Here is a 14207-nt window from a genome sequence, read left to right on the forward strand (position 1 = left end):
ATCATAAACACCACAGGTCGCTTCCCTGTGGTTATCTATTTTGACTTGTACACCGCAGGGGTTCCTGTGGTGTTTTTTATTTTTTAACAAAAAGGAGAAATGGACGATGACACGATTAAATGGAAAAAACATTTATGTAAAATTGGTTGAGGAATCCGATGCCCAGCACCTACTCGCACTTGAAACGAGGAACCGTGAATTCTTTCAAGCGTTTACAGGTTCAAGAGAGGAATCTTTCTATACCCTTTCAGGCCAGATCGATCGAATTAAGGAAGAGATGGAATTAAAAGAAGCAGACCGAGGTTATTTATTTGTGATCTGCTTGCAGCAATCAGGGCAAGTCATTGGTCAAATCTTTTTGACAGAGGTTGTACGTTATAACCTACAAAGCTGCTGGATTGGCTATTTCCTTGATCAAGCTCACAACGGGAAAGGATATATGACGGAGGCCGTTCCTTTAGTTGTTAACTATGCGTTTGAGCAGCTGAATCTGCATCGGGTTGAGGCTGGTGTTATGCTGCATAACCAAGGTTCAATGAAAGTGCTGCTGAATGCTGGCTTCCATAAAGAAGGCATTGCTAAGAAAAATGTTAAAATTAATGGCTGTTGGGAAGATCATCAGACGTTGGCTATCGTTAGACCAGAAGCTTCCGATAACACATTAGCTGAGAATAAACAGGTCCAGCGTATCAATCCAACTACATTGGTCCCACCTATGGGTCCCTACACTCACCTCACTGTTGTTCCGCGAGACGCTGATTTGCTCGTATTGTCTGGTCAAGTAGGAACCGATCTACAGGGACATATCCCTTCGGACCTAAAGCAGCAATTGCATAATACGCTCCAGAACATATTACGTGTTTTGCAAAGCCAATCTGTGACTGCAGAGCATATTTTTAAAGTGAATATTTGGGCAACGGAAGAAATGGATTGGGACTATTTCGATGAAGCTTGGGAGAAGTTTCACGGAGGTGCCACACCAGCTATGACGTTTTGCTATATTCCGGCATTAGCAGTTGATTCGCTTAAAGTCGAAATCGAAGTTTGGGCAGCTAAATACTAGCATATAACGCAAAAAGTTGGCGTCGTCGGTTACTAGTCGACGCCAACTCCTTTATTTTCGATATAACCAATACACAATTCACACGTCGTTGAATCATTTAACGGTACATTCGTTTAAAACCGTAACCACTTTCGTTCCGTTGCACGATTTGGTTTAGGAGGGTGACTCCCTCTATGCGCGTGTTAGCCCCTTTATAGGAAAATCGCATATCGAGACTAATTCTTGTTCCATTACTTTGGTTAGGAACAGACCCATGACCCAAATACCCCCCATCAAATATAAGGGCTTCCCCATATTGTACAGGTACTGGCGCATAATCGCCGCGGCCATAATCACTTTCTAACCAGAGCGTTGCTGTTCCCTCAGCATCTGTAAAGGGCATCCAACAATTCATTTGATCCATTCGACGGGTAGCGACGATGTCATGATGAAAGCTGCTGACACTATCTGTCCCTGGGAAATGAACACGCATATTGGGAAGACTTGAATAGGATAATGAACTTCCCACTAATGGCGAGAGTACTTTTTGCATGAAATGATGATAGAACAAATAAAAAGGAGATTCCTTCGTACTTTTTTGAAATAATGCTATGGCACTCAAATTATCTTTTTGAGTTAAATGATCACTCATACCTAGTAACTTGCGCTTCGATTTCACAAATTCGTGAAGTAAATCTAACTGTTTCACCTTGTACACATCACGAGATATGATTTTAGCAAATGGAAATCGATCCGTGTCATAGCGTAAAATTGTCCAAGGTTTAATCGGCTTTGGTCCTGCCGCAGCAGCATTTGCACGTATTTCTGCGGATTGTGTCGCATTCAAAGCATTCATAAACTTACCTCCTTTAAGCACCGCTCAAAGCATTCTTTTGCAGTTCGGTCGTCGTATTGTTGACCTCATCATAGCGAAGATGCATATACAAGGTAAGTGACTGGAGTGTGTAGTTCGTCATATGACCTACCTATGACTGAAGTAACTATTCATCGCTGAATTTTAGGGTTATCCTTTATATAAGAAACGCAAAAACACCGACCCTGAATAAAGAGTCGGTGTATGGGATGCCATATCAATAGACATAGGGCTAATGATTGAACATGGTTCCTTCCAGCGTATCAGTAAGTATCGAAATGGCTTTGGCTCGATCATTTGTGCCGATTTTTTCATAGATTACACTAATATAGTTCTTAACCGTTCCTTCCGCAATGTAAAGCGTATCCGCGATTTCCCTATTGTTTTTGTACGATACTATTAATTTTGCAATTTCAAGTTCACGTGGTGTAAGCCCATAATCACGTACTGCAAGCCGAGGAGGCGGAGCCATGCGAAGTCGAGCTGCGAGCTTTGCTGCAAGTTTAGATGGCAGCATCAACTCACCCCGAGCCGCCTCTTTCAACGAAGTAGTTAGTTTGTCCGATGAAAAGTCTTTCAGCAAATAACCAGACGCACCATTCGCCAGTCCTTCGATAATGTATTCCTCGTCCGTAAAAGTACTAAGAATTAATACGATTGTTTCGGGATACAGCTGCTTAATCCGTTGAGTTGCCATAATTCCATTCATGACAGGCATCTCAATGTCCATTAATACGAGCTGTGGTCGTAATTGCTCAACTAATACACAGGCGTTGTACCCATTATCCGCTGTTCCCACGACCTTAAGGTCAGGCTCAAGATTGATAATCGTTTCTAATCCTTCACGTACGAGCCTCTGATCCTCTGCAATTAGTATCGTTATGCTAGACACACTTGGTCACTCCTTATGTGCGGCATGATAAAGGTTAGCGCGCAGCCAGTACCATCCTTCGTGCTAATGGTGAAAGTTCCGCCAAGACGTTGAACGGATTGGCGAATCATAGTCAGCCCAAAGCCCAACTGCTCAGCGCCGAAAGGCACGCCATCATTTTCTAGTTTGAACTGAATGTATTCAGAAGTTTCTTTTAGTTCAAATCGAAGATGTGTGCATTTCCCGTGTTTGATGCCGTTCGTTATTCCCTCTTGTAGGGCGTTACGAATTAATTTCTTCGTGTCATCTTCCAAGTTTCTCTCAGTCATTTCAATACGGTGCTCTACTTTGACATCTGCATACTGCTCAGCATCTCTGATGATCTGAACCAAGTAATCTGTAAAGGTAAGGTTATCGCTCGGCTGTTCAGCGAGCATATGCACAGACTGCCGCATTTCATGAAGCCCCTTACGAACTAGCTCAGATACAAGCTTCAACTTCTCTAATGAGTCAGGAGAATTTACACTCATTAGCTTCATACCAGCTTCTAATTGTACAACGCCGGCAGTAAGAATATGTCCAACATGATCATGAATATCTCTAGCTATCCGATTTCGTTCTGCGAGCACAGAAACCTCCGCTATAGCTCTAGCCCGCTCTTCCATCGATTGCTCAAGTTCACTAGTTCTGGCTTTCACTTCATGTTCCAACGATGCATGCCAACGAGCTAACTGCAAGTGCAGCTCCAATCGAGCAAATAACTCCTGTTTATCAAACGGTTTAATTAAATAATCATTTCCACCATGTTGAAAGCCCGCAACTAAATCCGTGATTTGACTTTTTGCACTAAGGAAAATAACAGGTAGTTCCCCTGAAGTATAGTAACGACGTATTTCTGCACCGATTTGAAGTCCCGATACATAAGGCATCATGACATCCAGTAAAGCAATATCTGGCTTGTACCCTTCTTGAATCCAGTCAATAGCCTCTTGACCATTACATGTCGAGCGGATTGAATACCGGCCTGTTAAAAATTGTACCAATACCTGTATGTTGATTGGATCATCGTCCACAATGAGCACTGCGGGAAGAGACTGCATATGTGTATCAATAGCTTCTACTTCTAATCCCCCTAACTCATATTGCGAAAATGACTCAACTGTACCCGGATTAAAGATTGGAAGTGGAGCTATTAATGGCTTTTCTTCCCCATCCCAAGGAAGCGTAAAGGTGAAGGTAGATCCGTGACCTGGGCGTGAAATGACTTCAATATATCCTCCATGAAGCTCGACGAGCTTCTTCGTGATGGACAACCCAATTCCGCTCCCTCCTTGAGAAGGGCGGTTATCGGAATGCAATTGCTCAAAAGAATCAAAAATTCTCGCTTGATCCGATTTTTCAATCCCAATTCCCGTATCCACGATTTTCACGATAACTTGCCCATGCTGCCTATATGCTTTAATAATAATGGAGCCTGTATCTGTATAAGTAATGGCATTGCCAATCAGGTTATACAGAATTTGCTGAAGCCTGTTCTCATCAGCAGTGACGTATAAGTTATCCGCTAGTTCTTGTGACAGCAAAAGCCCTTTTTTCCTCGCTAAAGGCATAACGACTTGAATTGTCAGCTCAACCGCTAATTGTAAATTAACGGTTACTGGAACTAAAACGATCTCTTGATGCTTGAGCTTCGAGAAGTCTAATATATCATCCACTAAATGAGCTAACCGCTGTCCACTTATTTTGATAAGCTGAAGTAGCTCTGTTACGGGTGAAGTGAGCTTTCCCGAGCTGCCGTCTATAAGCGCATCAGCCAATCCAATAATGCCATGGAGAGGTGTACGCAGCTCATGTGAAGTTTTTGCTAAAAAGTCATCCTTTAGCTTATCCAGCGTCAATAGCCGATCTGAAAGTCGTTCTACTTGTATATAGGCTCGTGTGAACTTCATCGACAGGAGCAAAGCTTGCAAAAACACAAAACCCAACACACCCAGTTGCAATAATGCTGGTGTTTCTATAATTCCCTTGCGATTCAATGTATCATTTAGAGCTGTCACAAATAACAGACTGAATCCTAGAAAGAGTAGAATAGCCCCTTCTTGCCGTTGACGGATGGCCTGTATAGCTGCATACACAGCATATAAGACTAAGCCTACGGAATACACTTCAAAGAAGACTAGAGAGTAATCGTACACCTTTACATCTGATACAATGACGAGCACAGTTAAGACAAGCGTTAGCCCTTGTGTGGTCCGCCACACGATACGCGACAAATATTGAGGGAATAAATGATAGATAAATGAAATTAAGAAAAATTCACCTACGTATACCGTCAAATACGATGCTTTCGCAAACCATTCCCACGATATCATAGGGAAAACTTCTAATATATATCTGGATCCTACAAGCATCGTTCTCACGGCAATACATAAACAAAACAATCCGAAATATAGCGAAATAACATCATTACGTCGTAAACCGTACAAGAAAAGGTGGTATACTGCCATAACCATTAGCGAACCGATTATAAAGCTGTCTTGTACAAGCTCACCCGATTTCTCATGGTATAGTTGTTTGGCAGTACCAAGTATTAGTGAGTTGTTGATACCACCCTTGGGATACTCATAATTAGCTACCTGCAGCAAAATGGTTAGCTTTCCATCTGAACCAGACGCAATAGGCACAACTGTAGAAGTGCCGAATTGTGCCGTTGTTTCTTCAGGAGTTGCTCCTGGTAAACCTACTGAGATGACAAGACGATCATTTACCCATAACGCGTACGAAGAATATACGTTGCGCAGTTTGAGCCCTAGCTGCTCTCCTGATTGCAGACCACTAACGGTTAACCGATACGTGGCATATCCATCTGAAGGAAGTGGCAATCCATTCACTTTGTAGTTTGACCAATAGTCAGGTACGTTGACATAAGTACTCGCCATTGATCCAGATTGGAGAGGAAAGTCAGTAGGCGTAAGCAGTTGCTGCCAATAAAAAGCCCACTCGCCGTCCAGCTTGATCGTCCCGTCCCGTTCAAAGTCCCATTCATCTAACTTAATCTCACCGTTTGCAGGTGAAATGGCGTTGTTGGCATCGACGTTAGCAGGATGTACTGTAATACATAGAAGTAAGTATAAGAAAAGACGAATGAGACTCTGCCATCTCATCGTTAAATGGTATTAACATCAATAAGAATTTCTTCACTGAGGCGAGCACCCTTCAATAATGAAAGCGGGCGTTGTGCTGAAAAATCTCTAGGTTCGTAGCTATTTGGAGGTTTAGTCGGTGAAAGAAGTCCTAACTGTATGTAAGTTTCTGCTACTAGCTTACTGCAAAAAAAGTCTTTAAAGGAAGATTTGACGCCTAGCTTCCCCTCTAAAACCTCCCAATACATGCGGATGGTACTAGGGAATGAAGCATTGTGTACTTGGGCAATAAACGCTTCCAAATGTTCATTCATACTATGCGTCCGTTCGACGTCAAGCAAACGAATGGCAAACATCGAATCGTAGTTCCCCTTCAAATCCGTAGTCAGTCTTTCCCGCAATTTTACGAGCTGTGGACCCGACTTCTTAACATGGAAGCATATGTCCTCTAAATTTTCTAAAGAGGTGGATTCCCATAGTAATACTTCGTCATTCGGTCCACGAACGACCATCGCGACATGTGACCACAAACAGTGCTCCAGCTTCTCAACACGTAAGCTTTCTCCTGATACACCATGCGCGAAAAAAATGTCTCCCGTTTGCAGCTTCGGTTCAATTTCCTCATAAGATACAGGTTGTTGAGACATCGTATTCCCCCCTATTAGGTTGTAAATATCCGTCTAATTTCATGCCACAATATCATAGTAATCCTAACCAGAAAATTGTCAACATAAAGATGCTAGAAAGGAGCATCCCTTCATTCCGTAGTGGCAGCTTGACCATAACCATGAGAAATGAATGAATACTCCTATATATAAGCCGCTATCTTTGTTTAAAGACTATGTTCACTCTAAACGAACCCGATTCAGATCCTGTAATGGCTCACTGCTTTCCAAAATAATTCGATCGTCTTCAACGATCTCACTCGTCTGAATCATCGTTTCATGTTCGCTTTTCTCCATATAATCAATCTCTACTTTTCTAGCTACAAATACATTGCCTAGTGCGCCTCGCTGTTCCTCCACTTTATAAACAAACTTGCCTTTTCGATCTTGATGAACGGCCTTATCCAGGACAAGTATTCCTTGTTTTTTGGACCGCTTCGCAAGGGTAATGGATACTTGTTCGCCACCTGTAAGCGTTGGATCTATTACCTTTACTTGAATTTTCTTTTGTGAAGCATTGACACCAGCACTCCCATCTGACTCCTGATTTACATGTTGTTCCATGCGAGATGCTGCGTGAGTAATATTCATGACCGTCCCATCAATCGTCCTCGCCGTTTGTTCTGACGTACTAGAAACTTCAACCGCAATTTTACTATTTGTTATAAGCTCCAAGTTAGTCACCAACGATGCGTCAACTACCAGTTCGAATTGATAGCCTAGTCGACTGTCTGTCATAAGCACATCAGGCTCTCCAGATGATCGCATCCCTTGTACTGCATTCAGCTTTGTAATTAGGCCATCGAAAGGAGCTGTGATCTCTCTCTTTACTGCCATCTGTTCTCGCTTTTCCTGTATATTGCGCTCCAGTATTTCCATATTGAGCTTATGGGTTGCGATATCACGCTTGGTTTTACGAATCGTCATCTCATCGTCTTCTCTTGCAATTTGAATAAAATGATCTTGAATATTTTGCAGTTCGATTTGCTGCTTCTCTAACTCAGCCGTATCATTTCGCAATTCCCGTTCCGTATCGCTACTATCGTAACTAATAAGCCGTTGTCCCTTTTTTACGCGCTCTCCTTCATTAACATGAATCGTGGATACTTTCCATTCACCTGGACCTACTAACTTGACTTCATTAATAGGCTGGAGCACACTGATACCTTCAAACTTATGTTCAACAGCTCCTATTGTAGGCTTTTCTGTTGTCACTTTCGGCAATCTTATCGACTCTATCGTATTACTAAATAACGTAAAGAATAGCAATATCCCCATTAATAAAAGGAATGCAACTTGAATGTATCGTTTACGTTTGGAATCATTAATATCTTTCTTTATCTGCACCCCTATGTTCAAAGCACTTCCTCCTTACCGAATTATAACTACCCCTTAATACCAGATAGTTGAATCCCTTCGATAAAATTCGATTCGGCATACAGAAACAGCAATACCATTGGAGTCATATATAGGATCGAAGCAGCAAAAGCAACCCCTCGTTCTCCACTATTAATTTCTGATAAATATACCGATAAGGGCTGTTCAAATGGATCTTCTAGAAAAATAAGCGGCTGCTCTACCATATTCCAATAGTCAACGAACAGGAGTACAACAAGAGCGGCAATACCGGGTTTCACCATAGGAAAAATAATCGTCCAAAAAATTCGAACATGCCCAGCACCGTCCATTTTAGCTGCCTCTATGTAGGTATAAGGGATTTGCTGCATAAACTGCCTCAGCATAAATACACCAAAAGCCGCAAAAATACCCGGTAATATGATCGCACTCGAACTATTTAACATCCCAAGCCTATCCGCCATAATATAATTCGGCACGAGTGTAACTTGGAATGGCATAAGCATCGTCAACACATAGAGGATAAACAACATCTCTCGCCCATAAAATCTCAACTTGGAGAACGCATATGCTGCTAATGCTGCTACAATCGATTGTCCGACAATAATCGGAACGATTAGAAATACAGAATTCCAGAATAGCTTTAGAAAAAATGGACTATCGACCAACACTTTTCCGTACTGCTCCCACGATACTTTATCAGGTAACAACTTGAGATTCACGAACGGGTTCTCATCTCCTAATCGTACTTCCTTCATGATTCCTATTAATCCATAATTAATCTCAATTTCAAGCTTTGTCATTATGGAATTTGTGAATGTAATCACAATAGGGAACAACAAGATAACTGCTATGACGGTCATTACAAACGTTAATACCACACGCTGCAGTATATTTCTACTTTGCTTCAACTCTATTTCCCTCCCGCCCTTATTCCATTGACTTCTGGAAACGGCGTTCTAACGCAAATAATCCTAGTACAAGGATAAGAATACAACCAACCATTATCACGGCCGCTGCCATTAGCTTCTGAATATCGAGCGACATAAACATATTGTTCATAAAATGCTGCAGCATATAAATGCTATCATGCGGATAATCCCCTGCAATCAGGTACGTTTCGCGAAACACTTTGAACGAATTAATGATTGACATTAACACAATGAATGTGGTCATCGGAGTCAAATATACGAACGTTATGCTGCGAAATTGACGCAGCCGCCCTGCCCCTTCTACTTGTGCAGTCTCGTAATAGTCTTTTGGAATTTGCTGCAGACCAGCTAAGAACAAAATGATGTTATAACCAATGTTCTTCCATAAATAAACGATAATAACGACATTGCGAGCTGCGTCAGTCTTCATCCAATCTACTCGATCCACACCAAAGTGATCCAACCAAGCATTCAGAGAACCATTCCAGTCAAATAGCATTTGCCAGATGAGAATAATGGAAGCGACAGGGATCACTAACGGCAGCACATAGGCGGTTCTTAGCCAGTTGCGAAAATATAGCTGCTGATTGAGCAACAAAGCGAGCCCTAACGACAGCACGAGCATAAGCGGAACGCTAATAGCCGTGAAATAAAAAGTATTGGAAGCTGCTTTACGGAAGGAGCCGCTGTCAAGCAGCTCCCTGTAATTATACAGCCCAACGAATTGCCCACTGACTGGATTGTCTATAAAAGAATAGTAAACACCCATTAGAAATGGAGCTAGATAAAAAAGTGTAAATCCAATTACACTTGGAGCTAGAAACAAAAGCGCCGCAACGGCGTCCCTACGAGCCCATTTTCTCAACATTATCTTCATGATTGCATTACTCGTTCAAAAACGTCGTCACTCGATTTTGAATAAGTTTTGCTACTTCCTCGGCAGATTTTTGCCCGGCAAAAAAGGCTTGTGTTTCGTCATACACAATGTTCGTTACCTTCGCATCCCATGACGAATGGTTATTCGCTTCTTTAGTGAACTGCTTAAACTGAGCAAAAGCTTCGTCTGATGCTTGAATGGCCTTCCCATCTGGAAGCTTAAACGTTCCATTTTTCATCTGCTTCTGGATTTCGTTTAATTTCTTCTCATTGAGTGACGTAAGCAGTGAAAACCCTTTTCTTTCCTGTAACGTTTGCACTTCTTCCGACAGTAAGAAGGCAATAAACGTCCATGCCTCTTCTTTAACGTTACTACTGGACTTAATTCCGAGCATATCCGACGTGAAAATTCTGGGTCCACCCGATTGACCTTCAGCATGAGGCTTATGCAGCAGCTTTGGATTGTTAAACAACATATAAGGAGTGATAAATTCCTCCGGTGATACGACCCTCATGGAATAAAACAACTGCTTCCCAGGCTCCGCCGCTTCCGAAGTCATTATGCCATCATCGTACATCCTTTTAACTTGCTGCAGCATATCTACAAACAAGGCAGAATCAAAATTGGCTTTCTTATTCGTACGATCTACAAGCTCGTTGTAGCTGTCCACTACGAGTTCTTCTAAGATTAGTTCTTGTGGTTCACCCGCTATAGCATAACGCTTATCACCTTGGCCAGCTTGCTCAATCAGGTGCTTTGAAATGTCACCATATTGCTGCCAGGTCCAGCTCTTATCATCAACACTTACATTTTTCAAAGCGTCACCGTCACCTACGAATGTCCTCAGCGAGAACGAGTAAGGCATGGTATACAAGCTGCCATTGATTTTGACACTATCCAGCACATTCATCTGAAGGTCACTTTTGTTTAACGATTTGTCCTTCTCCATCAAGTCGCTCATATTTACAAGCAGCTTTTTGTTCACGTACTCGTCTACAGGCAAACTACTCATTTCTATGACATCTGCACCTTTTCCAGCTAGAATCTCGGTATTCATGGTTTTTATGTACTGAAAATGCCACCCTGGCTTCGGCTTACTGCCTTCTTGCTTATAAGCTTGAATTTCCAAGTCAATGTCAGGATACTTTGCTTCAAATTTCTTTTCGACCACTTGATAAAACGAATTCGATTCTTTAATAGAAAAAGTAACAGTCGTCTTCCCCGTACCCGATGTAGGCTTTGGCGTAGGCTTAAAATCTCCATCGAGACGGCAAGCGGTCGTTAGCGCAAGCAGTACACAGCTCGCTATAATAGCTAATTGCTTCTTTTTCATTTCATGGACACTCCTCGTTTTCATTTTTGACAGCAACAAAAATACCCTACTTCTTCATGTCAGTATCCTCATGCCTTTCATATAGAAAGGATAAAGAAAACTTTTTAAAAAGAAGTAGGGTAAAAATAAAGTTTTTCTTAAAAGTCTGTTGATAAGATCTCGGCTGCACTAACGATTAGTCGAAGCATACAACTTCAGCTTCGCTTGTAATGGCCAAACCTATTCATTGGTTACACTACAGGACTGAGTGTTACTTTAAAATTTTTACGTTCACTCAAGGATGTATGTACATTGCAAATATAAAAGGTGTTGGAGCCGTAATATTCTAATCGGGATCCATTTTTAACCTCATTATATTTAGCAATATCGTTACCATTTTCAATGTCAATTGACATGCTAAATGTAATATCGTTATTTATTTTCCCATCAACCGTCACTTCAACATCCATAGCTTTGCAGGATCCAAACCATACGGTTGAAAAATTACCGCTTGCACGGCTTCGTTGATTTTCTAAGTCAGAAAAATTCGATACGACAACAGCAATAGGTCTGCTCATTATTTGTCCTCCCGAAGTGTTTTATAAAGAGTTAATGTTTAAATCCACTAATTCACATACGGTTTAATTGTAACTGTAAAATTTTTATTCGTTGGACATTTGGTTTCACAGATATACAGAGAATTACTTTCGATATACTCTAGTTCTGTATTGTTATGTACGTTACGAGCTTTAACAGGATCGTTGCCGCTTCGGTCTTCAGCAATACTAAATGTAATCGTTTCATCAACTTGGCCATCAACAGTTACTTCAACAAGCATACGCTGTGCGCCTCCAAACCATTTAGTCGAAAAGTTACCGCTTGAGCGACTGCCTTGGCCTGCTAATGGTCTTGGTTCGGATACAATAATTCCAATAGGTCTCTCCATCAACTCTTCCTCCTTTAAGCAATGAACAATATTGTGAAACTACTTTATACATGTATTTATAGCAGCCCATTTTTATAACCTGAATTTCTTCAGTATGAACCACTCTCACTATCGCTGTTGTTAGAGTGTACGTTCAGCACCTCACTGAACAACTCTCGGCAGCAATATCTTGGTTTTACATTGAAATTAATTAAAAAACATCCTTTCTATTGTTGAATATGTCGATTGTCAGTCGAGCACTTCAATTTATAGAAAGGATGTGAGCAAATCCAGGATAATTTATCATTTTTTCTGTTTCTACTTTAAGGATTACGTATTTGCTGAAAATGAAGAAGTTTCAGTTGTTTCCTTACGTCGCGGCAACCTTACTTCAAACTTTGTACGAACCACATTACTCTCAACCGTTATGGAGCCTTGATGCTGCTCTACAATATTTTTCGCAATAAACAACCCTAGGCCCGTGCTGCCCTCCTGATGCGTCCGTGCTTTGTCCCCTATGTAGAACATGTCGAACAGATGCGGCAAATCTTCTGGATCAATTTGAGTGCCATAGTTCACAACTTGTACGACGATATCTCTATCATCCATATATCCGTTAATATCTACAAACTGCCCGTCACTTCCATAGCGAATGGCATTGGTCATCAAATTTTCAAATACGCGCGCAAGCAGTTCTCCATCTCCTTGAATCATCAAATCTGACGTCACCCGAACTCTCGAAACTAGGTGATTGCTCTCAAACATCGGATACAGCTCTTCACTTAATTGATGCAACAGCTCACTCAAATCAATCGATTGTTGCTCCATCGAAGCCATACCGTAATTCATTTTCGTAATACCAAACAGCTCGTCAATTAGCTTCTCTAGTCGTTTCGACTTCGTATATGCGATCGTCGTATAATGCTTCCTCTGTTCGGGAGTAAGCTGCTCGTCCTTCAAGATGAAATCCAAATAGCCTAATACCGAAGTAAGTGGCGTACGCAAATCATGCGCCAAATTCAAAACCAACTGCTCTTTGCTGCTCTCTGCAAAGTCTCCTCGCTTCACGGCCTCCTGCAATTTAACACTTGCAATATTTATGTCTGCCGCAATGGCGCCGAACTCATCCTTAGCTGCAAGTTTGACTTGATGATTAAAGTCACCGTTCGCAAGATGATGGATACCATCCGATATTTGAGTAAAGTAATTCGCATATCGCTTCGTAAGAAGAAAGAAGAAGAAAATTGATAAAGGAATAAAGAAAAGCAAGAAAAAGTTAATATCTCCAATTTTTTTAATAAAGAAGCGCACGTCCGCAAGCGGGCTTTCCATTTTTACAGTCAGATGATAGTAAGTCTGGAACACTTTATAGGTGGCAAATGTAATGATACTGGAATACAGCATGCTCAAGCCCAACATCATAATCATTTTCGCACGGAAGCTTTGAATCATCTTCATCTTAGCCATTGAATGTATACCCTACTCCCCAAATCGTTTTGATAAACTTGTTCTTATCTTCTCCTAGCTTCTTGCGCAGGGTACGAATATGCACCATCACGGTATTCCCGCCTTCAAAGTATGCTTCGCCCCACACCTGTTGAAAAATAAGCTCAGTTGGATACACTTTCTTAGGAGAGCTGGCTAACAAATATAAAATATCGAATTCTTTCGGAGTAAGTTCGATGGCATTACCATAAAGGGAAACCGTACGCTGATCGTACGAAATCGATAATCCGCCGAATTCTAATATAGGCTTAGCTGCTGTTGCTTGCTGGTTCAACTGCATCGAACGCCGCAGTTGGGCATTGACACGAGCAATCAATTCCATCGGATTGAACGGCTTCGTGACATAATCATCTGCTCCTCTGACCAAGCCTGTAATTTTGTCCAGATCCGTTGCCTTCGCACTTAGGAAAATAATAGGCATGGAGCTAAGCTCACGAATACGATGCGTGGCTTCATACCCGTCCATTTCAGGCATCATAATATCAAGTACAGCTAGATCAATAGCGTTCGACTCGACTGCTTGAATCGCCGCCTTACCGTCAGATACGACAATCGGGTGGTAGCCCTCTTTTTTTATGTGCAGCGCAAGTAACTCTGCGATTTCTGGTTCGTCATCAGCGATGAGAATGGTAATACGCGTCATTTCTTTTCATCCCCTATAAGAAGTTTACAACGTCACCATTATAGCAGAACTATATGCCCGA

13 protein-coding genes are annotated in these 14207 nt (G+C 41.6%); 1 reads left to right on the forward strand and 12 read right to left on the reverse strand.

Annotated elements, in window-relative coordinates; genetic code table 11:
- Positions 1-106: 106 nt before the first annotated feature.
- A complete protein-coding gene (locus IFO66_RS03315) occupies positions 107-1063 on the forward strand; it encodes a GNAT family N-acetyltransferase (protein WP_192023782.1) in 957 nt (318 codons plus the stop codon).
- Between the two features lie 97 nt (positions 1064-1160).
- Here the strand turns inward: IFO66_RS03315 and IFO66_RS03320 are convergent, their stop codons facing one another.
- From IFO66_RS03320 to IFO66_RS03375, 12 genes are all read right to left on the reverse strand, one after another.
- Positions 1161-1898, reverse strand: a complete 738-nt coding sequence (locus IFO66_RS03320) for a phytanoyl-CoA dioxygenase family protein (RefSeq protein WP_192023783.1) — start codon at positions 1896-1898, stop codon at positions 1161-1163.
- A 250-nt stretch (positions 1899-2148) separates the two neighbouring features.
- The gene (locus tag IFO66_RS03325) at positions 2149-2808 is read right to left on the reverse strand and encodes a response regulator (protein ID WP_192023784.1); all 660 of its coding nucleotides are present in this window, start codon (positions 2806-2808) and stop codon (positions 2149-2151) included.
- A complete protein-coding gene (locus IFO66_RS03330; RefSeq protein WP_225445475.1) occupies positions 2796-5951 on the reverse strand; it encodes an ATP-binding protein in 3156 nt (1051 codons plus the stop codon). The genes IFO66_RS03325 and IFO66_RS03330 overlap by 13 nt, the downstream gene beginning before the upstream one ends.
- A gap of 2 nt (positions 5952-5953) precedes the next feature.
- The gene (locus IFO66_RS03335; protein WP_192023785.1) at positions 5954-6577 is read right to left on the reverse strand and encodes a hypothetical protein; all 624 of its coding nucleotides are present in this window, start codon (positions 6575-6577) and stop codon (positions 5954-5956) included.
- A 198-nt stretch (positions 6578-6775) separates the two neighbouring features.
- On the reverse strand, positions 6776-7954 hold the full coding sequence (locus IFO66_RS03340; protein WP_225445476.1) for an efflux RND transporter periplasmic adaptor subunit: 1179 nt from the start codon (positions 7952-7954) through the stop codon (positions 6776-6778).
- 26 nt (positions 7955-7980) lie between these two features.
- Entirely contained in the window at positions 7981-8814 is an 834-nt protein-coding gene (locus tag IFO66_RS03345) for a carbohydrate ABC transporter permease (protein ID WP_192024242.1), read from the reverse strand.
- Positions 8815-8881: 67 nt separating this feature from the next.
- Positions 8882-9760 (reverse strand): carbohydrate ABC transporter permease, encoded by an 879-nt coding sequence (locus IFO66_RS03350; protein WP_192023786.1) that lies wholly within the window; start codon positions 9758-9760, stop codon positions 8882-8884.
- A gap of 7 nt (positions 9761-9767) precedes the next feature.
- Complete coding sequence (locus IFO66_RS03355; protein ID WP_192023787.1) at positions 9768-11093, reverse strand: ABC transporter substrate-binding protein; 1326 nt, start codon at positions 11091-11093, stop codon at positions 9768-9770.
- A 230-nt stretch (positions 11094-11323) separates the two neighbouring features.
- Positions 11324-11650, reverse strand: a complete 327-nt coding sequence (locus IFO66_RS03360) for a hypothetical protein (protein ID WP_028595270.1) — start codon at positions 11648-11650, stop codon at positions 11324-11326.
- A 47-nt stretch (positions 11651-11697) separates the two neighbouring features.
- Entirely contained in the window at positions 11698-12018 is a 321-nt protein-coding gene (locus IFO66_RS03365) for a hypothetical protein (protein WP_192023788.1), read from the reverse strand.
- A gap of 309 nt (positions 12019-12327) precedes the next feature.
- On the reverse strand, positions 12328-13455 hold the full coding sequence (locus IFO66_RS03370; protein WP_420488646.1) for a sensor histidine kinase: 1128 nt from the start codon (positions 13453-13455) through the stop codon (positions 12328-12330).
- Between the two features lies 1 nt (position 13456).
- Positions 13457-14146: a response regulator transcription factor gene (locus IFO66_RS03375; protein WP_192023790.1), complete on the reverse strand. Its 690-nt coding sequence runs from the start codon at positions 14144-14146 to the stop codon at positions 13457-13459.
- Between the last annotated feature and the right edge of the window lie 61 nt (positions 14147-14207).

The organism is Paenibacillus arenosi, assembly GCF_014841135.1.
GTDB classification, from domain to species: domain Bacteria; phylum Bacillota; class Bacilli; order Paenibacillales; family Paenibacillaceae; genus Paenibacillus_B; species Paenibacillus_B arenosi.

Bases quoted from the DNA above. Each gene is read 5' to 3' on its own strand.
- IFO66_RS03320 (WP_192023783.1), bottom strand. From the start codon at position 1,898: ATGAATGCTTTGAATGCGACACAATCCGCAGAAATACGTGCAAATGCT.
- IFO66_RS03375 (WP_192023790.1), bottom strand. From the start codon at position 14,146: ATGACGCGTATTACCATTCTCATCGCTGATGACGAACCAGAAATCGCA.
- IFO66_RS03365 (WP_192023788.1), bottom strand. From the start codon at position 12,018: ATGGAGAGACCTATTGGAATTATTGTATCCGAACCAAGACCATTAGCA.
- IFO66_RS03330 (WP_225445475.1), bottom strand. From the start codon at position 5,951: ATGAGATGGCAGAGTCTCATTCGTCTTTTCTTATACTTACTTCTATGT.
- IFO66_RS03335 (WP_192023785.1), bottom strand. From the start codon at position 6,577: ATGTCTCAACAACCTGTATCTTATGAGGAAATTGAACCGAAGCTGCAA.
- IFO66_RS03350 (WP_192023786.1), bottom strand. From the start codon at position 9,760: ATGAAGATAATGTTGAGAAAATGGGCTCGTAGGGACGCCGTTGCGGCG.
- IFO66_RS03355 (WP_192023787.1), bottom strand. From the start codon at position 11,093: ATGAAAAAGAAGCAATTAGCTATTATAGCGAGCTGTGTACTGCTTGCG.
- IFO66_RS03345 (WP_192024242.1), bottom strand. From the start codon at position 8,814: ATGACCGTCATAGCAGTTATCTTGTTGTTCCCTATTGTGATTACATTC.
- IFO66_RS03370 (WP_420488646.1), bottom strand. From the start codon at position 13,455: ATGAAGATGATTCAAAGCTTCCGTGCGAAAATGATTATGATGTTGGGC.
- IFO66_RS03360 (WP_028595270.1), bottom strand. From the start codon at position 11,650: ATGAGCAGACCTATTGCTGTTGTCGTATCGAATTTTTCTGACTTAGAA.
- IFO66_RS03315 (WP_192023782.1), top strand. From the start codon at position 107: ATGACACGATTAAATGGAAAAAACATTTATGTAAAATTGGTTGAGGAA.